Genomic DNA, 26,909 nt, shown 5'->3' on the forward strand with positions numbered 1-26,909 from the left:
AGGTATTAACAAAATTGACGAGGATATAGTTTTCTGCTATCATAAAATAATGTTTGATACAGAATAGAGAACGAGGTAAATATAAATGTGGATAGCAAATGGTTGGAAAGAATATGAAGTAATTGATACTTCCTGCGGCGAGAAGCTGGAGAGATGGGGGAAATATCTCCTTGTCCGTCCGGATCCGCAGGTAATTTGGGATACACCGAAAACTGAGCCGGGATGGCGCAAGATGAATGCACATTATCACCGCAGTTCCAAAGGCGGCGGAGAATGGGAATTCTTTGATCTGCCACAGCAGTGGGATCTTCATTATAAGGATCTTACTTTCCATCTGAAACCATTCAGTTTTAAGCACACCGGTCTTTTCCCAGAGCAAGCTGTAAACTGGGACTGGTTTGGGGATAAGATCCGCAAGGCTGGCAGACCAGTTAAGGTGCTGAACCTGTTCGCTTATACAGGCGGTGCCACACTTGCGGCAGCAGCCGCAGGTGCATCAGTTACACATGTGGATGCGTCTAAGGGAATGGTTACCTGGGCGAAAGAGAATGCGGCAGCAAGTGGTCTTGCTGATGCACCAATCCGCTGGCTGGTAGATGACTGTGTGAAGTTTGTAGAGCGTGAAATCCGCCGGGGTAATCACTATGACGCAATTATCATGGATCCTCCTTCCTATGGAAGAGGCCCGAAAGGCGAGATCTGGAAAATTGAGGATGCCATTCATCCACTTGTGAAACTTTGCACAAAGATTCTCAGTGATGATCCCCTGTTTTTCTTGATTAATTCCTACACAACCGGACTTGCTCCGGCTGTACTTACTTATATGCTGGCAACAGAGATGAAGAAGTATAAGGGACATGTAGATTCTCAGGAAATTGGTCTTCCGGTGAAGTCAAATGGGCTGGTATTGCCATGCGGTGCTTCTGGAAGATGGGAAGCGGTTTAAGGGGGATTTTATATAAAATAGAGCCAAACACTTGACAACCGACAATTTAGCATACTAAAATGGAAAAGATATACGAGGAGGATACACCAAACAGGCAATTGCCAAAGGAGGAATTTATGAAAAAATATACCGAAATGAATCATGAAGAGCTTCTGGCACTGAAAAAAGAGCTGGACAAAGAATTTGAAGAGATCAAGGCACAGGGACTTGCCCTTGATATGTCAAGAGGAAAGCCAAGCAATGCACAGCTGGCACTTTCTATGGATATGATGGACGTCCTGAAGGGCGATTCAGATCTGAAATGCGAGACCGGAGTAGATTGCCGTAACTACGGTGTGATTGATGGTATTCCGGAAGCCAAGCGTCTTCTTGGAGAAATGTCTGAGGTAGATCCGGAACACATTATCATATATGGAAACTCAAGCCTGAACGTTATGTTCGACAGTATCGCACGTTCCATGACTCAGGGTGTAATGGGAAATACTCCATGGTGCAAGCTTGACAAGGTGAAATTCCTCTGTCCGGTACCAGGTTATGACCGTCACTTCAAAATCACCGAATTTTTCGGAATCGAGATGATCAATGTTCCGATGACTCCACAGGGACCGGATATGGACATGGTAGAGAAGCTGGTAAGTGAAGATGCAGCGATCAAGGGAATCTGGTGTGTTCCGAAATACTCCAACCCACAGGGTTACACTTACTCCAAAGAAACCGTAGAGCGTTTTGCAAGACTGAAACCAGCAGCACCGGACTTCCGTATTTACTGGGATAATGCATACAGCATCCATCATCTCTATGATGATAATCAGGATTTCCTGGTTGAGATTCTTGGTGAGTGTGCAAAAGCTGGTAACCCTGATCTTGTTTATAAATTTACATCCACTTCAAAGGTAAGCTTCCCAGGCTCCGGAATCGCTGCCGTTGCAGCTTCCAAGGCAAACCTGGATGATTTCCGCAAATATATGCAGGTTCAGACCATCGGTCATGATAAACTGAACCAGCTCCGTCACGTAAGATTTTTCAAGGATCTTGACGGACTTCACGCCCACATGAGAAAACACGCAGATATCCTCCGCCCGAAATTCGAGTTGGTTCTGGATACGCTTGACAAAGAACTTTCCGGACTTGGAATCGGTGAGTGGACAAAGCCACACGGCGGATATTTCATCTCTTTTGATTCCCTGGATGGCTGCGCAAAGGCAATTGTAGCCAGAGCAAAAGAGGCTGGTGTTGTCCTTACTGGCGCAGGTGCTACTTATCCATACGGCAAGGATCCGAAAGACTCCAACATCCGTATCGCACCATCCTTCCCTACACTTGAGGATCTTGGCAAAGCAGCACAGGTATTCGTACTTTGTGTGAAGCTTGTCAGTGTAGAAAAACTTCTCGGCTAAAAGCGTGTTGCTGTGAAAGGCAACCTTTCCGTAAAAGGTGAGCCACAATTTTCAAACAGGCTCTGAAATCGGAAATTTGCGCATAGAATGTAACCATGCCAGATCAGGAAAAGTACCTGATCTGGCATATAAAAAGAGGCAGAGTAATCTACTGTTATCTGTGAACAGTAATCATCTGCTTTTTATTGTCTTTACCCGTCTGCATTTGGAAGGCATAAATAAATGCCGACTATGGAGTTTATTTCCTGCATAAGGTTAAACAGAAGATGTGGTCGTGTAAAGGCAATAAGAATTCATCATAAGCAGGGAGGAATTTATGGCAAAAAATAAGGAAAAAGCAGGCGCAGGAAAAACGATTGTTATTTTACTTGTGGTTTTGCTGCTGCTTCTTACAGCAGGAGCTTATGGATATGGCGTGCACTACTTTTCCAGTCATTTTCTTCCAGGCTCTATGGTGAATGGATTTAATTGTTCATACATGACTTCGGAAGACACCGAGGACCTTCTGAACCAGCGTGTAAGCGCTTATGTTCTTGCTGTGGAGACCATGAAAAACGGTCAGGAAGCCATTTCCGCCCAGGATGTGGGGCTTTCCTATGTGTCTACCGGCATTGTGAAGCAGTTGATCAAAGATCAGGATCGATTTACCTGGTTTCTTGCTTTTAACCAGGATAAGAATTATGATATTTCAGAATCCCTCAGCTATAACGTGGAGCTGATGGGGCAGGCTGTTGATAATCTGAAATGCATGCAGCCAGAGAATGTAGTCCAGCCTGTGGATGCCCAGATCCAGGATACCGGAGATACTTTTGAAATCATTCCGGAAGTAATGGGAAATGCTCTGGATTGCACTAAGACGGAGGAAGTGATTTCCGCAGCCATGCTCCGGGGAAAAACTTCTGTAAATCTGGAGGACGAGAGCTGCTACCGGAAGCCTTCGGTATACAGCACAGATGAGCTGCTGAAAGCCAATTGTGAAAAAATGAATCAGCTTGTCAAGGTGATCATAACTTACGACTTTGCTGATCGTACTGAGACTGTGGACCGTACCCTGATCAAGAATTGGTTCGGTTATGATGAGGATGGTAATGTGATCCTGGATGAAAACCTGGTGCGGCAGTATGTGGCAGACCTTGGGCTGAAATATGATACCATGGGACAGACCAGAACATTTCTGACTTACGATAATCGCCAGGTGGAAATTAAAGGCGGTGATTATGGCTGGGTAATTGATCAGGATGAAGAGGTAAAGGCTTTGATCGAAGCTGTCGAAAGCGGCGTTACACAGGTGCGTGAGCCTGTTTATCTGTACTCAGGCTACAGCCGCGGTACAAATGATATTGGATCCACCTATGTGGAGATAGATTTGACAAACCAGCGTCTTGTTTTTTACCAGAAGGGAACTCCAATCGTGGACACACCTATTGTAAGCGGAAATCCGGATATAGAAGGCTGTGGCACTCCTACAGGCTGTTATGCACTGGATGCCAAGGAATCTCCGGCAGTGCTTACAGGAGAGGACTACGAAGCAAATGTGACCTATTGGATGCCTTTTGCAGGAAATGTGGGAATCCACGACGCTTCTTGGCGGTCTGAGTTTGGAGGAAATCTTTATCTGTGGGAAGGCTCCCATGGATGTGTAAATGTTCCATATGACAAGGCTGCCGAGATTTATGCAAATATTGAGATTGGCATGCCGGTGGTTGTGTATGAGTAACTATTCAGTAGAGAATATTCAGCGCGAAATCATGCGAATGCATGATTTCTGTGCATGGCAAAGCGTGTAACTGTGAAGGAACTGAACAGTTACGTTTACGAACAAAAAAGGAGATATAAGATTATGAAGATAGTAGTTTTGGCTGGAGGAACCAGTACGGAGAGAGAGATTTCCATTGTATCCGGTACCGGAATCTGCGGTGCGCTGCGCCAGAAAGGCCATGAGGCAATACTTGTAGATATTTTCTGTGGAGTTGAGAATGTAGACTGGGAGAATCCTTTCCCGGCTGAATATGATGTGGAAAAGGCAGCAGAGTATATGAGCAGCTTCAATCCGCAGATCAAGGAGATGGAGAAAAAACGCAGAAGCTTTTTCGGACCAAATGTTCTGGAACTTTGCGAAAAATGTGACATTGTGTTCCTTGGACTTCACGGCGCAAATGGTGAGGATGGCAAGGTACAGGCTGCATTTGACTTGATGGGAATCCGTTATACAGGAACCGGTTATCTGAGCAGCGCCATGGCAATGGATAAGCGCATTACAAAAGAAGTCTTTCTGATGAATAATGTGCCTACACCAGGCGGTTTTACTATGACAAGAGACAATCTGGAGAAAGACATTGCCAAATATAACCTGCAGTTCCCGGTAGTTGTAAAAACAAGCTGCGGCGGTTCCAGCGTAGGTGTTTATATTGTAAATGACCAGAAAGAGTACGAAGAGGCTCTTACAGATGCATGCCAGTATGGCGCAGACATTGTTGTGGAGGAATATATCAAAGGCCGTGAATTCTCTGTTGCAGTTGTAGATGAAAAAGCATATCCGATTATTGAAATTGCACCAATCCAGGGCTTCTATGATTATAAGAATAAATACCAGGCTGGTTCTACTGTAGAGACCTGCCCGGCTGAGATTTCTCCGGAGCTTACAGCAAAAATGCAGGAGAATGCAGTGAAGGCAGCGAAAGCACTGGGGCTTACCGGCTACAGCCGTCTGGATTTCATGATGAAAGAGAACGGAGATATGTACTGTCTGGAAGCAAATACCCTTCCGGGAATGACTCCTACCAGTCTGATTCCTCAGGAGGCGAAGGTACTGGGAATGGATTATCCGACGCTTTGCGAGGAACTGATCCGGATTTCATTAAAGAAGTACGAATAATAGTAAAAGACAAGTCAAAAGAACGTTCGTGATACGTTCTATTGCATATATGAAATGAAACTACTTTAATTTGCATATTTCGTTTAGATTATTTATGAAAGTAACACTTTGATTTGTATGTTATAAATTGTGAAATAGTTATTTTAAATTAAAATGTCTTGCAAAGTATTATTTACCGAATGTTTATATTAAATATAAAAAGGATTAAATAAAATGAAAAATCTTACCCTGGAAAACCTGACCAAGGTCTGCGGCGGTGTTTATTTCGGACCGTCTGACAAGCTGGAGCAGGAGGTTTCCTCTATTACAACAGACAGCCGGAAAGCAGAAGCTGGAACCTTATTTGTTCCCATCGTAGGCGAACGTGTAGATGCCCATAAATTTATTCCCCAGGTGATGGAGGCAGGTGCGCTTGCTACCTTATCTGAGAGAATCCTGGAGAATGCTGATTTCCCATATATCAAGGTGGAATCTTCCCTTCAGGCTGTAAAGGACATTGCAGAATTTTACCTGCAGCAGCTTCAGATTCCGGTTGTTGGAATTACCGGAAGTGTGGGAAAAACAAGTACAAAAGAGGTAATTGCCTCTGTGCTGAAAGAGAAATACCGTACCCTGAAAACACAGGGAAACTTTAACAATGAGTTAGGTCTTCCTCTCACCGTTTTCCGTCTTCGTGACGAGGATGAGATCGCAGTTCTGGAAATGGGAATCAGCGATTTCGGCGAAATGACTCGTCTGGCAAAAATTGCAAGACCGAATACCTGTGTGATCACCAATATCGGTACCTGCCACCTGGAGAATCTTGGGGACAGAGACGGTGTACTGAAAGCAAAAACTGAGATCTTTAAATATCTGCAAAAAGATGGTCATATCGTGTTAAACGGTGATGACGATAAGCTTTGCATGGTAAAAGAGTACGAAGGAATCAAGCCTGTATTCTTCGGCATGGAAGCTGACAAGGATGTATATGCAGACGAGATTACAAGCAGAGGCTTAAAGGGAATGACCTGCCGTATTCATATAGGCGGAGAATCCTTTATGGCAGATATTCCGATGCCGGGAATCCATATGGTATACAATGCGCTGGCTGCTACAGCGGTAGGCCGCATTTATGGGCTGACACTGGAGCAGATCCGTCACGGAATTGAGACCCTGGAAGCCATCAGCGGCAGATTCCACATGATCGAGACAGACCGTTTCCTTATCGTAGACGATTGTTATAATGCCAACCCAATGTCCATGAAAGCATCACTGGATGTGCTGAAAGATGGTGCTGGCAGAAGAGTGGCAATCTTAGGCGACATGGGAGAGCTTGGAGAGAATGAAGTTCAGCTTCACGCAGAGGTAGGCGAGCATGCAGCCCAGTGTGGAATTGACGTATGCATCTGCACCGGTCCTCTTTCCGCAAACATTGCGAAGATGGCGAGAAAGAACCCGGAGCTTATCGTTATAGAAGAACCGGATCGTGACAGCCTTTTGTCCCATCTGTCTGATTATGTGCAGACTGGTGATACCATTTTGGTAAAGGCGTCTCACTTTATGCAGTTTGAGAAAGTGGTAGCTGCATTACAGGAAATGTAAGGAAGATAATATACTGCCCTTTAAGCAGACACTGTAGAAATAAGCAGAATCTGTTTAAGGGGCATTTATATTTATTTCTGCGATATATTTTACTTATCGCGCGGAATATCAAAACTATTCCGCAATATATCACGTTTATTCCGCAATAAATCAAAAACTAATTGATATATTGCGGAAAGTCTTTATATAAGTGATCATAAAATAGGAAAATATGCAGAGAAACCACAGGATAAGCGAGATTTACCGAGAATTTGACGAACGATTTATGTTTCATACAGAGCAGGACAGCGGTATAATGTTCGTAAACGTTAAGAATATGGGAGGACATTATGCTGGAGAAAATTATGGATCTGCAGATATTGCTCTACAGTATGGCGGCCCTGGGGGCTCTTGGAGCAATTGGAATGCTGACGACAAACCTCACCTACAGAAGAATGCTGAAAAGTACCGGAAGCAAAACCACAGGCGCGAAAAACACCCAAGGAACAGGCAGCAGCCAGCGGATCAGCCTGAAGGAAAAATGGCTGAGGCTTTGGAAAACACGGGACAGGCTTCTTCACAGAATGAATCGGCTGGTGTGGTATCCGGCACTTTTGTCCACTGTGATCCTTGGCTGTGCCATCTATTTTTCCCAGACGTTAAGGATAGAAGAGGGGCTTCCTCTGACCTATCTGTATGTGGGCGCCACTGTACCAGTTACATTATTGCTTTTGCGTCAGGCTCTGGATTTTTCTTACAAAGAAGAGCTGGTGATGGACACGCTGACAGATTATGTGGAGCAGATGAGAAGCTGGGCAGAAGAGATTCCTGCTGCGAAAAAAGCGGACCCCGTTTTACAGGAAGAAATCGTGGACAAGATTACCAGCAGCATTAAGCAGACCGCTGCTTCCGGAAGTCATTTCAGTAAGATGCTGACTCCTGAGGAAGAGAAGATTATGCGTGAGATCATCCGGGAATTTATGGCTTGATAATTACAGACTGCTAAATAAGGGCGTAGGCACTATCAGCTTTGCGCTCTTATATTTTGGGGATTGCATTTTCCTGGAGAAAACGGTATTTTATAAAACAGATGAGGAAACGCACGACTATATAAGTGAGCACAGAAGAAAGCGAGGAGCACATTATGAAAATTGTAATTCTGGAAGCAGACAGCCTGGGACAGGATATGGTGTTTACCCCATTTGAGGCGCTGGGCGAGGTAGTTATTTATCCTACAACAACTGCAGATGAAATGGAAGAAAAGACAAAAGACGCAGATGTGATCGTAGCCAACAAGGTTCCAATCTGCGAGTCTACCATTGGAAAAGCCCGGAACCTGAAGCTGGTCTGCCTGACCGCAACAGGCTTTAATAACCTGGATGGCGACTATCTGAAAAAGAGAGGAATTGCAGCTTACAATGTTGCCGGATACTCCACAAACGGAGTGGCACAGCATACCTTTGCTCTTCTTTTCTATGTTCTGGAAAAACTGAATTATTACGACAATTACGTAAAATCCGGAGAATATGCAAGAGGCACCTGCTTCTCTCACTTCGGTCAGAATTTCTTCGAGCTGGATGGAAAAACCTGGGGAATTATCGGTCTTGGCGCAATTGGAAACAGGGTGGCGCAGATTGCCAAGGCATTTGGCTGCCATATTATCTGCTATTCCGCTTCCGGGAAGAAATACAATACAGAATATGAACAGGTAAGCCTGGATGAGCTTCTTTCCCGCTCTGACATTCTTTCCGTCCATGCACCGCTGAACGGGTACACGGAGAACCTGATGACGCTGGAAAAATTCCGCAAGATGAAGAAATCCGCTATTTTCCTGAATCTTGCGCGAGGCGCCATTGTAAATGAGCCAGATTTGTATACAGCTCTTACCGAAGGCTCCATTGCAGGTGCAGGCCTTGATGTTCTTTGCAAAGAGCCAATGGATCCGGAGAATCCGCTTCTTAAGATCCAGGATAGCAACAAGCTGATCATTACTCCGCATATTGCATGGGCTGCGAAAGAGACCAGATTCCGCGTAGTAGATGAAGTGGTGAAAAACATTCAGCGGTTCCAACGTGACGACAGGACAAACAGGGTATATTAAAGTTTCGGGCCAGGGATAGATTAGAGTGTGTTGTGGACATGCTCTAATCTATTATTGAAGATAAGAAACAGTTTCGTTATAATTAAAGAAAAAGTGTTTGAGAATGTCTGATACAGAAGGGAGACTACATGGCAAAGAAATACTATGCAGTAAGAACAGGCAGAAAAACAGGTGTATTTATGACCTGGGCAGAGTGTCAGAAACAGGTCACGGGATTTTCGGGAGCAGAATTTAAGAGCTTTCCCACTATGGAAGAGGCACAGGCATTTGCCGGTGTGAGTGCAGAGGGCATCCCGGATACACTTTCTAGGGCAGAAAAACCTGCGTCAGACCAGGTGATTGCCTACGTAGATGGCAGTTACCGCTCTGACACCGGCGAATTTTCCTACGGAATGGTCATCCTGAAGGATGGAGAAGAGCACACATTCTGCGAAAAAATGACAGACAAAGAGCTGGCACTGATGCATAATGTAGCAGGAGAAATCAAAGGCTCCGAAGCGGCAATGCAGTATGCTGTGGATCATAATATTCCGGAAATCACCATTTACCATGATTATGAAGGCATTGCCAAATGGTGCACCGGTGCCTGGAAAGCTACCAAACCCGGAACAATTGCGTATCAGGCCTTTTACCGGGAAGCCATGAAGAAAGTAAAAGTCCATTTTGTAAAAGTAAAAGGACACTCCAACGACAAATACAACGATATGGCTGACCAGCTTGCCAAAAAAGCTCTCGGAATCCTGTAGCGGATCCGGGAGCTTTTGTAATCTGTGCGCCGCATATATTTTGTCTGAACTTAGTTACTGCAGCCAGTACAGCGAATATTAACTATTTATGAGATCTTATATTTCAAAACCGGGTAAAGTCCATAAGAGCCGTAAGTAGCACCGTAATACTTGCTGTAACTCTTTGCCTCTGCGAAAAGCGGGTCATAAACATACCCGTTGATCTCGCACCATGCGTGGGCATTGTTGTTGCTCTGCACAGCGTCGGCACATACATAAACATTCTTGTATCCGATTGCCTTGGCGAGGTAAGCAAATGCGCCAGCGTCAGAAACGCAGTCTCCGTTGTGATGGAGAAAATGGTCATTTGCAAAAGTAGCCGGCCAGTCCTTGCCGCCCTGGTCAAAATCACGCCAGATATTATAATAGCCCTTGATCACCCAGTTGAAGCATGTCTGAAGCTTCTGGGATTTGGACATGCTGGAATTGGTGATCTCTGCTGCAATCTGCTTGGAGCGGAGGTTGGCAATCTGAACCTGAGTCATTCTCTTTCCGCTGGCAGTATAGTAGGTAGAACCCTTTTTTCTGCCGATTACATGACTTTTATTGTCGATGTAGTAAGTAAATCCCCTGTAACCTTTATTAACAGTAGTATTTTTTAATAGGGTTCTCTTGGCACTGAAATAGAAATAATTCTTGCCAATCTTCTGGAAACCGGTGAGGCGTTTTCCTTTTCGATAGTATCTTCTGATTCCGGATTTGGTCTTCACCCAGCCTTTTTTCTGTGGCTTTTTGGGTGTCGGAGTAGGGGTGGCAATAACAGTTTCCGTTACCTGAGAAGGTGCAGCTTCAGCTGCGTTTGCAGTTACCGGAGTAAGGGCAAGTACTGCGCTGGTGAGAACCAGCATAAACATTTTTGTCTTTTTCATCATTCTCCTCCATCTTCCTCTATTACCTGTATTTCCAGGTAATCAAAGTCAATCTGTTCAATAAAATTATCCTGATAAAAACGTGTTTTACTGTGCTTCTTAAAATCCCGCACCGTAGTATCCAGCCAGATCGGATTTCCCAGATCCAGCTCATAACAGATCTGCTCCAGACAGTGAAAAACCTTGTGCGTTCTGGTCTCCTGGCGGTCATCACAGATCACGGTATCCTTCAGCATATGGTTATCTTTCCAGATTCTTCCCCAAAGGCGAAACATCTTAGAACACCTCCCATTATTTCAGTGTTGGTAGATTCTACCTTATCACTGATTTGAAAAAGTTGCAACAGAAATGTGGAGCAAAATTACAGACCATTTTTTGCAGAAAAAGCTTTTTAGCACGCTAAAGTGTTTTTGCTTGACCCTTTCGGAGAAATCTACTATAATTAACGATAAAATTGGTTAGTTACAAATCTCTTAAGATGAGGAGGAGCTTTATTATGAAATTATATGATACCGGTGTGTATCTGCATAATGGAAAGGAAATCATTCCGGCAGCTGAAGCCCAGCTTCCTGTTTCCAGAGAAGATGCAGCAAGAAATACCATTGCCTATTCTATTTTAAAAGCCCATAATACTTCCTGTAATATGGACAAGCTTCAGATTAAATTTGATAAACTGACATCCCATGATATTACTTTTGTAGGAATTATCCAGACTGCACGTGCTTCAGGACTGGAGCGTTTTCCGGTACCGTATGTTCTGACAAACTGTCACAATTCTCTCTGTGCAGTAGGCGGTACTATTAATGAGGATGACCATATGTTTGGTCTTACCTGTGCGAAGAAATACGGCGGTGTCTATGTTCCGCCACATCAGGCAGTTATCCATCAGTTTGCCCGCGAAATGCTTGCTGAGTGCGGCAAGATGATCCTTGGCTCAGACAGCCATACCCGTTATGGCGCTCTTGGAACTATGGCTATGGGAGAGGGCGGACCGGAGCTTGTGAAGCAGCTCCTTTCCCAGACATATGATATTAATATGCCAGGAGTTGTTGCTATTTATCTGAAAGGAAGCCCACGTCCGGGCGTAGGACCGCAGGACGTTGCTCTTGCTATCATTGGTAAAGTATTTGCAAATGGTTATGTGAAGAATAAAGTAATGGAGTTCGTAGGTCCTGGCGTAGCTAATTTAAGTGCTGATTTCCGTATTGGAATCGATGTTATGACTACTGAGACTACCTGCCTTTCCTCTATCTGGCAGACAGATGAGAAGATTCAGGAGTTTTACGAGATCCATGGAAGAGCCCAGAGCTATAAAGAACTGAAACCGGGAGATGTGGCTTACTATGACGGCTGTGTGGAGATTGACCTTGGCGAGATCAAGCCAATGATCGCTATGCCGTTCCATCCAAGCAATACTTATACAATTGATGAACTGAATGCAAATCTGGATGACATCCTTGCCGATGTTGAGAAAAAAGCTCTGGTAAGTCTGGACGGCAAGGTTCCTTATACTCTCCGTAATAAGGTTGTAGACGGAAAGCTTTATGTTGACCAGGGAATTATTGCAGGATGTGCAGGCGGTGGATTTGAGAATATCTGTGCTGCAGCGGATATTCTCCGCGGAACCAGCATCGGTGCAGATGCCTTTACTTTAAGCGTATATCCGGCAAGTACTCCGATTTATATGGAACTGGCTAAGAATGGAGTTCTGGCAGATCTTCTTGAGACAGGTGCTGTTGTGAAAACTGCATTCTGTGGTCCATGCTTCGGTGCTGGAGATACTCCGGCAAACAATGCTTTCAGTATCCGCCATACCACCAGAAACTTCCCGAACCGTGAAGGCTCCAAGATCCAGAATGGTCAGATTTCTTCTGTCGCACTTATGGATGCCCGTTCTATCGCTGCTACAGCTGCAAACAAGGGATTCCTTACCTCTGCTGAGAATTTCACAGGAGAGTACAGAGGACAGAAATATTTCTTTGATAAAACGATTTACGATAACCGTGTATTTGACAGCAAAGGCGTGGCTGATCCGTCTGTTGAGATCCAGTTTGGACCGAACATCAAAGACTGGCCGAAGATGCCGGCACTTGCAGAGAATCTGGTTCTGAAGGTTGTTTCCGAAATTCACGATCCGGTAACTACTACCGACGAGCTGATCCCGTCTGGTGAGACTTCCTCCTACCGTTCCAATCCTCTTGGACTGGCTGAGTTTACTCTTTCCAGAAAGGATCCGGCTTATGTTGGACGAGCAAAAGAGGTTCAGAAAGCAGAGCATGCCATTGAGAACGGCGAATGTCCGCTGGATGCACTGCCAGAGCTGAAGCCGGTTATGGAAGCGGTGAACAAAGAGTATCCGGAAGCTGGCAAAGGCAATCTTGGCGTTGGAAGTACTATTTTCGCAGTGAAGCCCGGAGATGGTTCTGCCCGTGAGCAGGCTGCTTCCTGTCAGAAAGTACTTGGCGGGTGGGCAAACATTGCCAACGAATACGCTACCAAACGTTACCGTTCCAACCTGATTAACTGGGGAATGCTTCCATTCCTGATCCCGGCCGGTGATCTTCCGTTTGTAAACGGTGATTACCTGTTCTTCCCGGAAATCCGCAAGGCTGTGGAAGAGAAAGCCGACTGCATTACCGGCTATGTGGTAAAAGAGAGCGGACTGGTTCCATTTACTGTAACACTTGGAGAACTGACAGATGATGAGCGGGAAATCATCCTGAAAGGCTGTCTGATCAACTACAATAGAAAATAAAATGTTATGAGGCAGGTCATTCTTTTTGAGAGCGACCTGCCTTTTTATCAGAATTCCCTGTTACATAAAAAGTTCTACATGGTATGATCACACTGCAATGAAAAGGCAAATATCGCTCAATGTGTTTCTACATAGGCTAGAACGTGTTTAAAAAAGCATTTCCGCAATCTGCACGTCCCACTTTGCGGTATATTTTTCCCGAATTCGGTTGTCGTAGCCCGCTATGATACCCTCAACCGGACAAAATCTCCCACAAATCATGACGTATATCTTGCAGAAAGCCTTTTTTAAACACCTATTTAGACTTTTGCAAAAAGGAGCCTTTTTTGTTATATAAACAAATATTCTGAATAATTACAATAATTAGTAAAAAACACAGAAATACAACGTGAAGCACCAAAATAAAACAGAAATAAAACAAAAAATACACGAAAAAGTATTGACAAATAAGACAGGAGATGGTAATATAAGCTCATCAAAAGAAAAGAAAAACAACTTCATAAAGAAAGGAGCTTAGTGATTCCAATGGGAACATAAAATCTTTCTAATCAATATAAGAGAGACAGGAATCGCATTTCCTGCAAGAAGACCTGATACGAGAACCGTGTAAATAGAAAATAAAGTATCACTTGATTCAGCTGATACTTATAAACGTATCCAAGGTAAATAGAAGCGATTACTTATATTGAATAACTGTCCACCACTAATACAAAGATCTGGAACTTGTGTAAAGAAACATTTCTCCAGAGGATATAACCCCTTATCACAGATAAGCAGGATATCTTGAGATTCCTATTGAACCTTTAGAATATGAATCGAAACTTTGCATTAGAAGAATATCATAATTGATATTCCAGTCAGAAATAGATCAGGAACTTCCGCTCAAACTTTTTTGTATAATACATATAAGAGAGCATATGAACCAGTAAGTGGTTTTGGATTTAACCGAATTAAGTTTGAAATTGTTTATGATAATGATTCAGAGCCTGAGAAGTATATCCGATATTTCTGCAGAAGAAATTATAAAACGTGAATTATAATTTCAATCTATCAAACTTCTAAATAAACCGAATGATAAACATCATATCGTTTATGAGCAGGAAATAAGATAAGATATTTTAAATAAAAACTTAAAACTGAATATAGAACAACTGAATAAAGACCACGTAAATATTAAATTGTAAATCAATTTGAAAAACGAGGAAAAGACCATTGAATACTGAAGAATTTTAGGACGGTCATCATTTGAAATATAAGTAAAATGATGACCGTCCTTTTCCATGCTGTGAGAGACAAAAAAGCGGGATGATGTATTGGATACGAAGTGAACAGGAACCGATATGCAGCATAAAGCATACCGGAATAGAAAGTGTGAGCTTGTAAATCAGGCTTTAATCCGCTATAATGAGCGGAGAAAATTGGAAACTATGAGGGAAGCAGACGATGTTTAGTGGGAAAATAGAGGACTACATTCTTTTCGAAGATAAAGAAATTATAGTTTGCCGTAAGCCAGCGGGAATTGCGGTACAGAATGCAAGAATCGGTGCCATGGATCTGGAGAGCAGCCTGAAAAATTATCTGGCAATGCAAGACGGTGGTGGGAGAAGGATTCCATATCTGGCAGTAATCCACAGGCTGGATCAGCCGGTAGAAGGTATTCTTGTATTTGGGAAGACACCTGAGGCCGCGAAATCGTTAAGTGCACAGATTACAGCTGGAAAGATGGAAAAAATTTATCTGGCAGTAACATATGGAAAGCAGGCCGAGGCTGGGAAAAAAGAAAAAGTTCTGGAGGATTATCTGAAAAAAGATGGAAAATCCAATACTTCTTCCGTGGTAAATGCGCACACTCCTGGTGCGAAGAAGGCCAGACTTTCCTATGAGGTTCTCGGTGAGGCTGTGGATGCAATTTCCGGAAAGAAAAAATGGCTGCTTCGAATTCATCTGGATACAGGCCGTCATCACCAGATCCGGGTTCAGATGGCTCATGCAGGAATGCCTTTGGCTGGTGACCGGAAATATGGTGCCGGAACGAATGTGACCATCGGGGCAGGCAGCCTGGCTCTGTGCGCCGCAAGCCTTACCTTTTTCCATCCGGTAACCGGAAAGGTGATGAAATTCGTGACAAAGCCGGAAGGGGCTGAGTTTAAGGGGATTTCTATCCCGCAAATGTGAAAAAAACATAAAAACTATAGACGTGGAACCGAAATTGTGTATAATGTAAAAGCAAGATTAAACAAAGATGAAGACTGCGAAAAATAGTTATAAAAAGTTTCTATGAAAAACTTTAAACATTCAGATGAGGAGTGAATAAAATGAAAAAAGTAGCAGTGATACCTGCTGTTGTTCTGGCTGCATTATGCACCTTCACAGGCTGTAAGAAAGAAGAAGTGGAGAAAGTGATCGCGCCACTGGTTTCTGACGGGCAGACTACGGAATCCACAGAAGAAGCCCAGGAAGAAAAGGATCCTCTTATTCCTGAAATTGATACATCTGTAGAACTCCAGGCAGGATCCCGGGTGGCAGTTGTAAGCAAGAGTACAAGCGGAGAGTTCTGGGGACTGGTTAAGAAAGGAATGGAGCAGGCAATTGCCGATGTAAACGAGGCATATGGCTTCAAGAAAGAAGATCAGGTGACCATGACCTTTGAAGGCGCCAGTGATGAGAAAGATGTGGAGAGCCAGGTAAATACCATAGATGCGGTAATTGCAGAGAATCCGGATGTACTTTGTGTTTCTGCCAGCGATATGGATTCCCTTCAGGCGCAGCTGGAAGCTGCCAAGGAGAATGGAATCCCGGTTGTGGCATTTGACTCTGGTGTTACAGACAGCAAGATGGTCCGTGCATTTCGTGGTACGGATAATACCAGGGTGGGCGAAATCGCTGCGTATAGATTAGCCACAGCCATCGGAAAAATGGGTAAGGTTGCAGTCTTTTCTGCGCAGGAAAAGACGCAGAGCATTCAGGAACGTGTAAGCGGTTTTACCAATTATATCACCAATTATCCGGATATTGAAGTTGTGGAGATTGTTTATCAGGATCAGGTAGATGATATGACAGCTGCCATGCAGGAGGTTCTTGACAAATATCCGCAGCTGGACGGTGTTTTCTGCAATAATGCAGATATTGCCGATCTGTATCTGGACATGAAAAAGGATGAGACAAAGGATTCCATTGTGATGGTTGGTGTGGATGCCACAGCGAAACAACAGGAGGCTATCCGGAATAGTAAAGAGGTCGGCGTGGTTTCCCAGCAGCCTTACGCGATGGGATATCAGACCATCTGGACAGCACTTTTGACTACAGCACCAAAGAAGAGTGTGGAAATCAAGCGGAATGTGCGTATCGACCCGGCATGGATTGATTCCTCAAACATTGATGATCCTACATACAGTTCTTATTTGTATGCAAATTGAAATAGCTTTCATAAGAGGCACGTCATAATTTTCAGAAATGATTTCACAAACACGCTCTACGAATTTGGGCAAAATATGTCGCAAAGCGGGGCGTGCAGATTGCGAGAATGATTTTATAAATACGCTCTAAAATAAGATAGTGCGGTTCATAAGAAACTATGAAAGAGAAACTGCTTTGTACAGCATGAATTTACCAGGAATGGGAATGCTGATACAAGGCAGTTTTTTGCATATCAAAGGATATTGCAGCCAGAGCCTGTTTCAAACACATTCTAGTACATCGAAAATTAAGTTTCTGCTATATTGACGCAGGATGATTTCTTCATATGCAAGGCGGAGGAAGGAGGCGTAGCGGTGGCTACGGCGACCGACGACAACGCAGCAGATGAAAAATCAGACAAGTCAATATGGCGGTTACTTAATATTCAATGTACTAGACAATACTACCTGCCGTGTCTGAATTTTAGTCAATGTTTAACGATTGTATAACGACAAAATAACAAGAATTTGTTAGCATGTAATTACTTTTTGAAGTGTGAAAAAATTGACGATATGCAATAAAATGGAAGTCAATTTTTAAATAATGTGCACAATAGAAGTTGCTATCCATACTGAATTGTGTTAAAATCTGTCTATAAAATGAGACTTAAGACAGGAGACTTTTATGAAAAAATGGGGAGATATTATCAAGAATATGACTTTGCTTAGTCAATTTAGCTTATCCTTTATCACTCCTCTGCTTCTGTGCCTGCTGATCTGCTGGTGGATGAGTACCAGCCTGGGAATAGGAGAATGGATTTTTATTCCTGGCTTTTTTTTCGGACTGGGAGGCTCCTTTACAGTAGCCTATAAGCTTTACCTGTCCGTAACCGGACATCAGAAGAAAGAGAAAGAGAAAAAGAAGAATAAAGTTTCATTTAACAGACATCATTAGAGTGTGTTTGAGGAATCATTCCTGCAAAGTGTGACGTACATTTTGCAGAAAACCTTTTTCAAACACGTTTCAGAAGGGAGATTTGTATGAGCAAAATGTTTGCAGATGTGCAGCCGGCAGTGAGGAAAGAGACGAAGAAGGTGGCGATTGGTACATTTGTATGCGTAGTCCTGATGTGGGCTGTATTTGGAATCGGACATCTGGCAGTGCCGGAGCAGATTCCGTTTGATTATACAGTGCTTCTCGCCGGATTTATTGGCGGGATGGTGGCAGTACTGAACTTTTTCCTTATGGGGCTGACCGTTCAGAAGATAGTTTCCATGGAGGACGATAAACAGGCTGCAGCGAAGATGAAGGCCAGCTATAGTCAGAGAATGATGCTTCAGCTTATCTGGGGCGTTCTGGCGATTGCGGTTCCCTGTTTTCAGTTTGTAGCCGGAATCTTACCATTGCTTTTTCCAAACATTGTGATCAAGACAGTTGGAATCATTGGGGGGAGGAAGGCCGCATAATGATATATACAATTTTATGTAACTATTCAGCAGGTACTGCTCCGCGAAGTGTGTGACAGATGTGGTACGGAACAGTTACAAATTTATAATGACAGGAGGTGAGAGTACATGGATATCGAAATAACCGGTGGCAGGATATTCTATACGTTTCCGTTCGAGATTCCCATCCTGGGGAAATTCCAGATAACGGAGACTCTGGTTGTAAGCTGGCTGGTTATGCTGTTGATCACAGGACTTTGTATCTGGCTGACACATGATCTGAAAGTGGAGAAAATATCCAGGAGACAGGCTGTGGCTGAGCTACTGGTGGAGACAGCAAATAAGTTCGTCATCGGAAATATGGGGGAGAAATTCAGCTATATGATTCCTTTTGTGGCGGCGCTTTTTGCTACCAGTGTGGTATCCAACCTGATCAGCCTTGTAGGACTGCGAAGCCCTACAGCAGATCTTTCCACAGAAGCTGCATGGGCAGTTGTTGTATTTACCATGATCACGGCACAGAAGATTAAGACAAATGGTTTCGGTGGATATATGAAGGGATTTACAACTCCGATCCCTATTATGACACCATTTAATATTCTTTCTGAGATCGCCACACCGATCAGTATGGCGTGCCGTCATTTTGGAAATATTCTTTCCGGTGTAGTTATCAATGGTTTGATCTATGCAGCGCTGGCGCTGGCAAGCTCCAAACTGTTTGGATTGATTCCGGGTATTGTGGGAGATGTTTTGTCGAAGATCCCATTCCTGGACGTTGGTATTCCGGCAATTATGTCAGTTTATTTTGACTGGTTTTCCGGAATCATGCAGGCATTTATTTTCTGTATGCTGACTGTAATGTATATCGCGAATGCAGCAGAAGAGTAGCGTAAAGAAGGCGGATGTTCACGAAGTGGGCAGAAAATCGGAAAATGCAGAAAATATTTTGCAGTTTCCGGATGAATTGAATTTCTAACAAGAGAAATCATAAATAACAGGAGGATTTGATTATGGATTTTACAGTATTGGCAAAAGGTATCGCACTGGCTGGTTGTGCAATTGGTGCTGGTCTTGCACTGATCGCAGGTATCGGACCTGGTATTGGAGAAGGTAACGCAGTTGCAAAAGCTCTGGAAGCAATCGGACGTCAGCCAGAGTGTAAAGGTGATGTAACCTCTACCATGCTTCTTGGTTGTGCGATCGCAGAGACTACAGGTATTTACGGTTTCGTAACCGGTCTGCTTCTGATCTTTGTTGCACCTGGTACCTTCATGAAGTTCCTTGGATAATTAAGGACAAGTATCACAGGCGTTACCATTCACAGACCGCTGTTATGGAAGCTCCATAGAGACGGCACCAAAGCAGCTGGTTTCTATACTGGTAAGATACTGGAACGGTATGAATGGTAGCAGTTACAACAGGAGGTTAGAACATGCAGGTACAGGAACTTGTAGGAATTGTGCCGTGGACGTTTATCGCACAGATCTGCAATCTTTTTCTTCAAATGTATCTGATAAAAAGATTTTTGTTTAAGCCTGTCAATGAAATGCTTCAGAAGAGAAGAGCAATGGCAGATGCCGAAATCCAGGATGCTACAAAGGCGAAGGAAGAAGCTCTTGCCATGAAGACAGAGTATGAACAGAATATGCAGCAGGCCAAAGCAAAGGCCAGCGATATTGTCACAGAGGCACAGAGGACAGCTTCCCTCCAGAGTGAGGAGATCCTGAAAAGTGCAGCCCAGGAAGCCCGTGCTATGAAAGAGAAGGCTGAGAGCGACATTGCACAGGAGAAACGAAAAGCTGTCAATGAGGTGAAGAATGAGATCGGCGGCATGGCAATGGAGATTGCCGGCAAGGTGATCGAGCGTGAGATCAAAGAAGAGGATCACGCGAAACTGATCGACGAGTTTATTTCGAATGTAGGTGAGGCATCATGACGCAGATTGCCAGATTATATGGCAGCAGCATGTATGATCTTGCTGCTGAAGAACAGCTTACCGACACTGTGCTGGAGCAGATGCAGACAATCCGGCAGCTTTTCCGGGAGAATCCCGATTATGTGAAATTGTTGTCAGAGCCTTCGATCCCGAAGGAAGAGAGGACAAAACTTCTTGATACTGCATTTGGAACAGAAGCAGAACGGTATCTGGTGAATTTTCTGAAACTGCTGTGTGAGCGCGGAATCCTGGGAGAGTATTCCGGATGCTGTGAGGAATTTACACGGCGGTACAATGTGGACCATAACATTGCCACTGCAGTGGTGACCAGCGCGGTTGCACTGACAGATGAGCAGATGGCAGCGCTTAAGGACAAGCTGGAGAAGATAAGCGGTAAGACCGTTACCCTGACCCAGAAGACAGATCCTACAGTGCTTGCAGGTCTTAAAGTGGAACTGGAGGGCAGACAGCTGGACGGTACAGTAAAGAGCCGTCTGGATGATCTTTCCAGGAAATTAAACGAGCTTATAGTATAAGGATGGATAGAGAAAATGCAGCTTAAACCTGAAGAAATTTCAAAAGTCATCCGCAGTCAGATCAAATACTACGATAACGCTATCAAACAGAATGAGACCGGTACGGTTCTTATGGTTGGTGATGGTATTGCAAGAGCCAGCGGTCTTATCAACTGTATGGCAGGAGAGCTTCTTGAGTTTGAGGACGGAAGCTTCGGAATGGCGCAGAACCTGGAAGAAAACAGTGTTTCTATCGTTTTATTTGGGGATGATTCCGGTATTGGCGAAGGTCAGACCGTAAAGCGCACCGGAAAGGTGGTATCCGTTCCGGTTGGTGAGGCTATGATCGGGCGAGTTGTAAATGCCCTTGGACAGCCTATTGACGGTGCAGGACCTGTAGTGACAAGTGAATACAGGGCGATTGAGAGCCCGGCACCAGGTATCTGCGAGAGACAGGGCGTTAACCAGCCTCTGCAGACCGGTATTAAGGCAATTGACTCCATGGTTCCCATTGGAAGAGGTCAGCGTGAGCTGATTATCGGTGACCGTCAGACTGGTAAGACCACTCTGGCAGCAGATACTATTATCAATCAGAAGGGGAAGGACGTGATCTGTATCTATGTTGCAATTGGTCAGAAGCGTTCCACCGTATCTTCCCTGGTTGAGACTCTTACAAGAAATGGCGCTATGGATTATACCATCGTTGTAGCGGCTACTGCTTCAGAAGCCAGCCCGCTGCAGTACATTGCACCGTATTCCGGATGTGCAATGGGTGAATATTTTATGTATAAGGGAAAAGATGTACTTATCATTTACGATGATTTAAGTAAGCATGCGGTTGCTTATCGTGCACTTTCCCTGCTGATCCGTCGTCCACCGGGACGTGAGGCATATCCTGGAGATGTTTTCTATCTCCATTCCAGACTTCTGGAGCGTGCCGCAAGACTGGATGAGGCACACGGCGGCGGTTCCCTGACTGCACTTCCGATCATCGAGACACAGGCAGGAGACGTTTCCGCATATATTCCCACTAACGTTATTTCCATCACAGACGGACAGATTTTCCTGGAGACAGAGCTGTTCCATTCCGGTGTTATGCCGGCTGTAAACCCTGGTATTTCCGTATCACGAGTTGGTGGAAATGCACAGATCAAGGCAATGAAGAAGGTTGCCGGTACTTTGAAGCTGATTTATTCCCAGTATCGAGAGCTGCAGAGCTTTGCTCAGTTTGGATCTGATCTGGATGCAGATACCAAGGCCAGACTGGAGCAGGGAGCCCGTATTGTGGAGGTTCTGAAGCAGAACCAGAATGCGCCGGTTCCAGTTGAGAAGCAGGTAGCTATCCTTTATGCAGTAACCAAGGGAATCCTTTCCCGGGTTGCTACAGAGGATGTAAGAACCTATGAAGCTGGTCTTTATACCTGGATTGACAGTGATGCACAGGGTGCTGCTGCAATGCAGGAAATCCGTTCCACAGGTGCATTATCTGCGGAGACAGAAGAGAAGCTGAAGGGCGCATTGGAACAGTATACTGAGAATTTTGTAAATACAAGACCTGAGAAATAAATTGTGACAAGGAGGACTTTTTATGGCTGCAAACATGAAAGCGGTAAAGCTGCGGATCAAAAGTGTGCAGAGCACTATGCAGATTACCAAGGCAATGGAGCTTGTAGCATCCTCCAAACTGCGTAAAGCAAAAGAAAGGGCGGAAGTCTGCCGGCCCTATTTTGAGACTATGCATCAGACTCTGGTGGATATTGCACAGGGGAATACAGATTTTTCTTCTGTATATGCCAGAGAATCCGGGAATGAGAAGTGCTGCTATGTACTGATCGCCGGAGACCGTGGTCTGGCTGGCGGATATAACACCAACTTGTTTAAATGTCTGGAAGCAGCCTCTGTGAATCAGGATTTCCTGGTTCTTCCCATTGGGAAAAAGGCTGTGGAGTATTCGAAGCGAAATGGATTTGCCTGTGTTACAGAAAGCTTTGGCGAAATTGCCGATGTTTCTGTTGCAGACTGCTTTGAGATGGCGAATCTGCTCTGCGGGGAATTTAAGAAGGGAGAATTTGGACACATTGATCTTTGTTACACAAAATTTGTTTCCATGCTTTCCCAGCAGCCATCAGCGATACCGGTGCTGCCTCTGAAGGACCTGACAGATGAACAGGATACAAAGAGCATCCGGAATCTGATTCTGTATGAGCCGGATGCGTCGGAAGTATTTGATGCCATCGTTCCAGAGTATCTGGCTGGTTTGATCTATGGTGCGGTTTGTGAGAGCGTAGCCAGTGAGCTGGCTGCAAGACGTACCGCCATGGAGGCTGCGACCAACAATGCCGAGGAAATGATCGAGAAGCTGAATCTGCATTACAACCGGGCACGTCAGGCAAGCATCACGCAGGAGATCACAGAGATTGTTGGAGGTGCGGAGGGAGTATAAGATAGGTGCAAAATATATTGCTGCCACGAAAAAGACAGTATTTACAATAGTAGTTGATATTTTGCATTTATAGAATATTCATCCGCGTGCTGGCTGGACAAAAAATAAGATATAGTGAAAAATATAACGAAATATCACTATATGGATTTTTCGGATGGTCAGTCACAGAAATAATGATGATTATGAAGGATTTTACCCTTCAATCTATAAGGAGATTGCTAAATGAGCGAAAAACACATTGGCGAGGTGGTGCAGGTAATCGGTCCGGTACTTGATATCCGGTTCGGGCATGACGAGCTGCCGGCACTTCTCAATGCCATCGAAATTGATCATGAAGGCACAAAGCTCACAGCAGAGGTTGCTCAGCAGATCGGGGATAATACGGTACGCTGTATCGCCATGAATTCCACCGATGGTCTGGTAAGAGGAACCAAGGCTGTAGATACTGGTGAACCCATCAAGGTTCCGGTTGGAGAAGAGTGCCTTGGACGAGTATTTAATCTTCTTGGTGATCCGGTAGACAATCTTCCGGCACCAGAGACGAAAGAGCACTGGGCAATCCACCGTCCGGCACCATCCTATGAGGAGCAGATGCCGGCAACCGAGATCCTGGAGACCGGTATCAAGGTCGTTGACCTGATCTGCCCGTATGCAAAGGGTGGTAAGATCGGTCTGTTCGGAGGTGCTGGTGTTGGCAAAACAGTTCTTATCATGGAGCTGATCCACAATGTTGCCACAGCACACGGCGGACTTTCCGTATTTACAGGTGTTGGAGAGCGTACCCGTGAGGGTAATGACCTTTACAATGAAATGAAGGAAAGCGGCGTTATCGACAAGACTGCACTGGTTTATGGTCAGATGAACGAGCCGCCGGGAGCACGTATGCGAGTTGGTCTTTCCGGACTGACTATGGCAGAGTATTTCCGTGATGTGAAGAATCAGGACGTGCTTCTTTTCATTGATAATATTTTCCGTTTTACACAGGCTGGCTCAGAGGTTTCCGCACTTCTTGGACGTATGCCTTCCGCTGTAGGTTATCAGCCAACTCTGGCTACTGAGATGGGTGCCCTTCAGGAGCGTATCACTTCTACCAGAAAGGGTTCCATCACATCTGTACAGGCTGTTTATGTACCTGCCGATGACCTTACAGACCCGGCTCCGGCTACTACATTTACCCATCTGGATGCGACCACCGTACTTTCCCGTGAGATCGCCAGCCAGGGTATTTATCCGGCAGTGGATCCCCTTGATTCCACCAGCCGTATCCTTTCCCCGGAGGTAGTTGGACAGGAGCATTATGAGATTGCACGTGCAGTACAGAGAGTTCTGCAGCGTTATAAAGAACTGCAGGATATTATTGCAATTATGGGTATGGATGAGCTTTCAGAAGAGGATAAGCTGACAGTAAGCCGCGCGCGTAAGGTGCAGCGATTCCTGTCACAGAGCTTCTCTGTAGCAGAGCAGTTTACAGGTATGCCGGGACAGTACGTTCCGCTGAAAGAGACTCTCCGTGGATTTAAGATGATCCTGGATGGCGAGTGCGACAGTATTCCAGAGAGCTGCTTCCTGTTTGCCGGAACTATTGACGATGTATTTGAGAAAGCAAAAAATAACCAGAATCAGTAAAGGAGGCTGCCTATGAGGACATTTCCCCTTAGAATCGGTACCCCCGACGGCCTGCTTTTTGAGGGAGAGGTGCAGCGCATTGTGTGCCGCAGCATTACCGGTGATCTGGCAATCCTGGCAGGACACTGCAACTTCTGTACCGCTCTTGGAATGGGCGAGGCCCATGTGATACTGGAGAATGGCACCAGCCGCAGTGCAGCCTGCATCGGTGGCATGCTCACCGTAATGGATGGCAATTGCAGTCTTCTTGCAACCACCTGGGAATGGCAGGAGGACATCGACGCCGACCGCGCTGGAAAAGCCAAAGAGCGTGCCCAGGAAAAGCTGGCCAAGGGTGGACTTTCCGATAAGGAATACAAGATCGTTGAAGCCAAGCTGCAGAGGGCGCTGGTGAGACTTAGTGTGAAAAGTTAAGGAATAATGAAAGAGGACAGTTTTGCCTGGAAAATGGTGTTTAAGGTGAGACTGTTCTTTTTATGTATAAAAGTTTGCGGACACCAATACATTGGTCTCTGTTACTGCGAAAAAAATCGTAAATTATCACCAATGATTTATTTTCGACTTTAAAACGTCAAATTTCCATCACATAAAAGCGTTGACATAAAAGTGTGGGCGCGTTACAATAAGATATCAGGAAAAATATGAAAAAGGGCTGGATATAACCGGTCCTTTTTATTACTTTCCAACAAAAACAAAGCCTGGAAGGTGCAGCTGCCAGGCACTATAAAATGAAAAAGAAAACAAGGGGGACGATTTGAAAGAACGAGAAACCTTTGGATCACGGCTGGGATTTATCCTGGTCTCTGCAGGATGCGCCATTGGACTTGGAAACGTGTGGAAGTTTCCGTATATGGCGGGAAAATATGGTGGAGCGGCATTTATTCTGATTTACCTGATATTTCTGGTTTTGTTGGGATTGCCAGTACTGGTATGTGAATTCGCAGTAGGACGTGCAAGCCGTAAAAGCACGGCAAGGGCATTTCACGACCTGGAACCGGAGGGCGCCAACTTCCATAATTTCAGCTACATGAGCATGGTTTCCAACTATGTGCTGATGATGTTCTACACCATGGTTGCAGGATGGATGCTTTACCACTGTTATGCAATGGCAGCCGGCAAACTGGACGGGAAAGATTCTGCACAGGTGGCAGACTATTTTACAGGACTTCAGGATTCAGCTGGTACAATGACTTTATGGATGATCATTGTAGTTGTTTTATCCTTCGGAGTGTGCTCTTTGGGAGTGCAGCGTGGCCTGGAGAAAATCACAAAAGTAATGATGATATGTCTTCTGGCGCTGATCGTAGTGCTTGCGGTTCATTCGCTTACGCTTGACGGAGCGATGGAGGGAGTGAAATTTTACCTGGTGCCGGATTTTGCCGCTATGGCCGAGATCGGAATCGGAAATGTGATCTTTGGGGCACTGTCGCAGGCATTTTTTACATTAAGTATTGGTGCAGGCTCTATGACGATTTTCGGAAGCTATCTTGGAAAGGATAGATCCCTTCTGGGAGAATCTCTGCATATTACGATTCTGGATACCTTTGTCGCATTGATGGCAGGATTGATCATTATTCCGGCATGCTTCGCATTTGGTGTGGAGCCAGGAGCAGGCCCGGGACTTGTATTTATTACATTGCCTAATGTATTTAACCAGATGACAGGAGGGAAAATCTGGGGAGCTCTGTTTTTCCTGTTTATGTCCTTTGCCTCCCTGTCTACTGTAATTGCGGTCTTTGAAAATATTATATCCTATTCAATGGACAGAAAAGGCTGGAGCCGTGGAAAAGCTGTTATAGTCAACATGGTGGCAATGATCCTTCTTTCTCTGCCGGCAGTATTTGGCTTCAACATTTTGTCAGGAATACAGCCGCTTGGAGCAGGAACGAACATCATGGATCTGGAAGATTTCATTGTATCCAATAATATTCTTCCACTGGGTTCTGTAGTATTTGTAATGTTCTGCGTGTCCAAATATGGCTGGGGCTGGAAGCGCTTTATTAAAGAGGCGGATACCGGAGAAGGGCTGAAATTCCCTGCAAACGTACAGAAATACATGCTGTATGTGATTCCGGCGATTGTAGTTGTGATTTATCTGAAAGGATATTATGATATGTTCAGCCCGAAGGGACCGGTTGTGCTGACCGTGTGGATGATTGTGAGTCTGCTGGTGCTGGGACTTGTAGGATGGATTATATTTGGGAAAAATAAGACGAAATAATAGAGAAATCTTAATAAGAAATAAGCAAAAGAGGAGTGA

The 26,909-nt window shown here is 44.7% G+C and carries 24 protein-coding genes and 3 pseudogenes; 23 read left to right on the forward strand and 4 right to left on the reverse strand.

The window, feature by feature from the left end; genetic code table 11:
• The first annotated feature begins 85 nt into the window (after positions 1–85).
• From AB5618_RS12115 to AB5618_RS12150, 8 genes are all read left to right on the forward strand, one after another.
• The gene (locus AB5618_RS12115) at positions 86–946 is read left to right on the forward strand and encodes a class I SAM-dependent methyltransferase (RefSeq protein ID WP_148461001.1); all 861 of its coding nucleotides are present in this window, start codon (positions 86–88) and stop codon (positions 944–946) included.
• A 116-nt stretch (positions 947–1,062) separates the two neighbouring features.
• The gene (locus tag AB5618_RS12120; RefSeq protein ID WP_148461002.1) at positions 1,063–2,343 is read left to right on the forward strand and encodes an aminotransferase; all 1,281 of its coding nucleotides are present in this window, start codon (positions 1,063–1,065) and stop codon (positions 2,341–2,343) included.
• A gap of 316 nt (positions 2,344–2,659) precedes the next feature.
• Positions 2,660–4,060 carry a L,D-transpeptidase/peptidoglycan binding protein gene (locus AB5618_RS12125; RefSeq protein ID WP_148461003.1) on the forward strand — a complete coding sequence of 467 codons (1,401 nt, stop codon included), beginning with the start codon at positions 2,660–2,662 and terminating at the stop codon, positions 4,058–4,060.
• A 123-nt stretch (positions 4,061–4,183) separates the two neighbouring features.
• Positions 4,184–5,218: a D-alanine--D-alanine ligase gene (locus AB5618_RS12130; RefSeq protein WP_148461004.1), complete on the forward strand. Its 1,035-nt coding sequence runs from the start codon at positions 4,184–4,186 to the stop codon at positions 5,216–5,218.
• 213 nt (positions 5,219–5,431) lie between these two features.
• Entirely contained in the window at positions 5,432–6,799 is a 1,368-nt protein-coding gene (murF, locus tag AB5618_RS12135; RefSeq protein WP_148461005.1) for a UDP-N-acetylmuramoyl-tripeptide--D-alanyl-D-alanine ligase, read from the forward strand.
• 329 nt (positions 6,800–7,128) lie between these two features.
• Positions 7,129–7,767 carry a hypothetical protein gene (locus AB5618_RS12140; RefSeq protein WP_148461006.1) on the forward strand — a complete coding sequence of 213 codons (639 nt, stop codon included), beginning with the start codon at positions 7,129–7,131 and terminating at the stop codon, positions 7,765–7,767.
• 152 nt (positions 7,768–7,919) lie between these two features.
• Positions 7,920–8,879, forward strand: a complete 960-nt coding sequence (locus AB5618_RS12145) for a D-2-hydroxyacid dehydrogenase (RefSeq protein WP_347160969.1) — start codon at positions 7,920–7,922, stop codon at positions 8,877–8,879.
• Between the two features lie 128 nt (positions 8,880–9,007).
• Positions 9,008–9,625 carry a ribonuclease H family protein gene (locus AB5618_RS12150; protein WP_148461008.1) on the forward strand — a complete coding sequence of 206 codons (618 nt, stop codon included), beginning with the start codon at positions 9,008–9,010 and terminating at the stop codon, positions 9,623–9,625.
• A gap of 86 nt (positions 9,626–9,711) precedes the next feature.
• Here AB5618_RS12150 and AB5618_RS12155 read toward each other — a convergent pair whose 3' ends face one another.
• Both AB5618_RS12155 and AB5618_RS12160 read right to left on the reverse strand, forming a co-directional pair.
• The gene (locus AB5618_RS12155) at positions 9,712–10,536 is read right to left on the reverse strand and encodes a transglutaminase domain-containing protein (RefSeq protein WP_368366784.1); all 825 of its coding nucleotides are present in this window, start codon (positions 10,534–10,536) and stop codon (positions 9,712–9,714) included.
• Entirely contained in the window at positions 10,533–10,808 is a 276-nt protein-coding gene (locus AB5618_RS12160) for a hypothetical protein (protein WP_118582107.1), read from the reverse strand. The genes AB5618_RS12155 and AB5618_RS12160 overlap by 4 nt, the downstream gene beginning before the upstream one ends.
• Positions 10,809–11,029: 221 nt before the next feature.
• Here AB5618_RS12160 and AB5618_RS12165 point away from each other — a divergent pair, with 221 nt between their 5' ends.
• Entirely contained in the window at positions 11,030–13,288 is a 2,259-nt protein-coding gene (locus AB5618_RS12165) for a hydratase (RefSeq protein ID WP_368366785.1), read from the forward strand.
• Between the two features lie 210 nt (positions 13,289–13,498).
• Here AB5618_RS12165 and AB5618_RS12170 read toward each other — a convergent pair.
• Positions 13,499–13,549: pseudogene (locus AB5618_RS12170) on the reverse strand (hypothetical protein); the annotation flags it as partial.
• A gap of 1,182 nt (positions 13,550–14,731) precedes the next feature.
• Here AB5618_RS12170 and AB5618_RS12175 point away from each other — a divergent pair.
• Both AB5618_RS12175 and AB5618_RS12180 read left to right on the forward strand, forming a co-directional pair.
• Positions 14,732–15,463: an RluA family pseudouridine synthase gene (locus tag AB5618_RS12175; RefSeq protein ID WP_173773545.1), complete on the forward strand. Its 732-nt coding sequence runs from the start codon at positions 14,732–14,734 to the stop codon at positions 15,461–15,463.
• A gap of 140 nt (positions 15,464–15,603) precedes the next feature.
• Entirely contained in the window at positions 15,604–16,704 is a 1,101-nt protein-coding gene (locus AB5618_RS12180; protein WP_173773544.1) for a substrate-binding domain-containing protein, read from the forward strand.
• 56 nt (positions 16,705–16,760) lie between these two features.
• On the opposite strand, the pseudogene AB5618_RS12185 reads toward AB5618_RS12180, so the two are convergent.
• Positions 16,761–16,817: pseudogene (locus AB5618_RS12185) on the reverse strand (DUF6783 domain-containing protein); the annotation flags it as partial.
• A 551-nt stretch (positions 16,818–17,368) separates the two neighbouring features.
• On the opposite strand from AB5618_RS12185, the gene AB5618_RS12190 reads away from it, so the two are divergent.
• The 12 genes and pseudogenes from AB5618_RS12190 to AB5618_RS12245 all read left to right on the forward strand — a co-directional run bounded on the left by AB5618_RS12190 (position 17,369) and on the right by AB5618_RS12245 (position 26,870).
• On the forward strand, positions 17,369–17,638 hold the full coding sequence (locus AB5618_RS12190) for an AtpZ/AtpI family protein (RefSeq protein ID WP_173717843.1): 270 nt from the start codon (positions 17,369–17,371) through the stop codon (positions 17,636–17,638).
• Positions 17,639–17,655: 17 nt separating this feature from the next.
• Positions 17,656–17,718 (forward strand): annotated as a pseudogene (locus AB5618_RS12195) (DUF6783 domain-containing protein); the annotation flags it as partial.
• A gap of 6 nt (positions 17,719–17,724) precedes the next feature.
• Positions 17,725–18,150 carry an ATP synthase subunit I gene (locus tag AB5618_RS12200; protein ID WP_118582119.1) on the forward strand — a complete coding sequence of 142 codons (426 nt, stop codon included), beginning with the start codon at positions 17,725–17,727 and terminating at the stop codon, positions 18,148–18,150.
• 108 nt (positions 18,151–18,258) lie between these two features.
• On the forward strand, positions 18,259–19,017 hold the full coding sequence (locus AB5618_RS12205) for a F0F1 ATP synthase subunit A (protein ID WP_118582122.1): 759 nt from the start codon (positions 18,259–18,261) through the stop codon (positions 19,015–19,017).
• Positions 19,018–19,139: 122 nt separating this feature from the next.
• Positions 19,140–19,418 (forward strand): ATP synthase F0 subunit C, encoded by a 279-nt coding sequence (atpE, locus tag AB5618_RS12210; RefSeq protein WP_179962564.1) that lies wholly within the window; start codon positions 19,140–19,142, stop codon positions 19,416–19,418.
• Between the two features lie 143 nt (positions 19,419–19,561).
• Complete coding sequence (gene atpF / locus AB5618_RS12215; RefSeq protein WP_118582125.1) at positions 19,562–20,065, forward strand: F0F1 ATP synthase subunit B; 504 nt, start codon at positions 19,562–19,564, stop codon at positions 20,063–20,065.
• Positions 20,062–20,601, forward strand: coding sequence for an ATP synthase F1 subunit delta (gene atpH / locus AB5618_RS12220; protein ID WP_118582128.1), 540 nt, complete (start codon positions 20,062–20,064; stop codon positions 20,599–20,601). The genes atpF and atpH overlap by 4 nt, the downstream gene beginning before the upstream one ends.
• 15 nt (positions 20,602–20,616) lie before the next feature.
• On the forward strand, positions 20,617–22,146 hold the full coding sequence (gene atpA / locus AB5618_RS12225; protein ID WP_118582131.1) for a F0F1 ATP synthase subunit alpha: 1,530 nt from the start codon (positions 20,617–20,619) through the stop codon (positions 22,144–22,146).
• Positions 22,147–22,168: 22 nt separating this feature from the next.
• Positions 22,169–23,023: an ATP synthase F1 subunit gamma gene (gene atpG / locus AB5618_RS12230; protein ID WP_195590908.1), complete on the forward strand. Its 855-nt coding sequence runs from the start codon at positions 22,169–22,171 to the stop codon at positions 23,021–23,023.
• A 222-nt stretch (positions 23,024–23,245) separates the two neighbouring features.
• Positions 23,246–24,649: a F0F1 ATP synthase subunit beta gene (gene atpD, locus AB5618_RS12235; protein ID WP_148461013.1), complete on the forward strand. Its 1,404-nt coding sequence runs from the start codon at positions 23,246–23,248 to the stop codon at positions 24,647–24,649.
• Positions 24,650–24,661: 12 nt separating this feature from the next.
• The gene (gene atpC / locus AB5618_RS12240) at positions 24,662–25,063 is read left to right on the forward strand and encodes an ATP synthase F1 subunit epsilon (protein WP_118582140.1); all 402 of its coding nucleotides are present in this window, start codon (positions 24,662–24,664) and stop codon (positions 25,061–25,063) included.
• Positions 25,064–25,403: 340 nt separating this feature from the next.
• Entirely contained in the window at positions 25,404–26,870 is a 1,467-nt protein-coding gene (locus AB5618_RS12245; RefSeq protein ID WP_368366786.1) for a sodium-dependent transporter, read from the forward strand.
• Positions 26,871–26,909 lie beyond the last annotated feature (39 nt).

It is taken from the genome of Ruminococcus sp. J1101004sp1_RTP21198st1_B9_RTP21198_201120, from assembly GCF_040924245.1.
In the GTDB taxonomy this organism is placed as follows: Bacteria; Bacillota; Clostridia; order Lachnospirales; family Lachnospiraceae; genus Blautia_A; species Blautia_A faecis.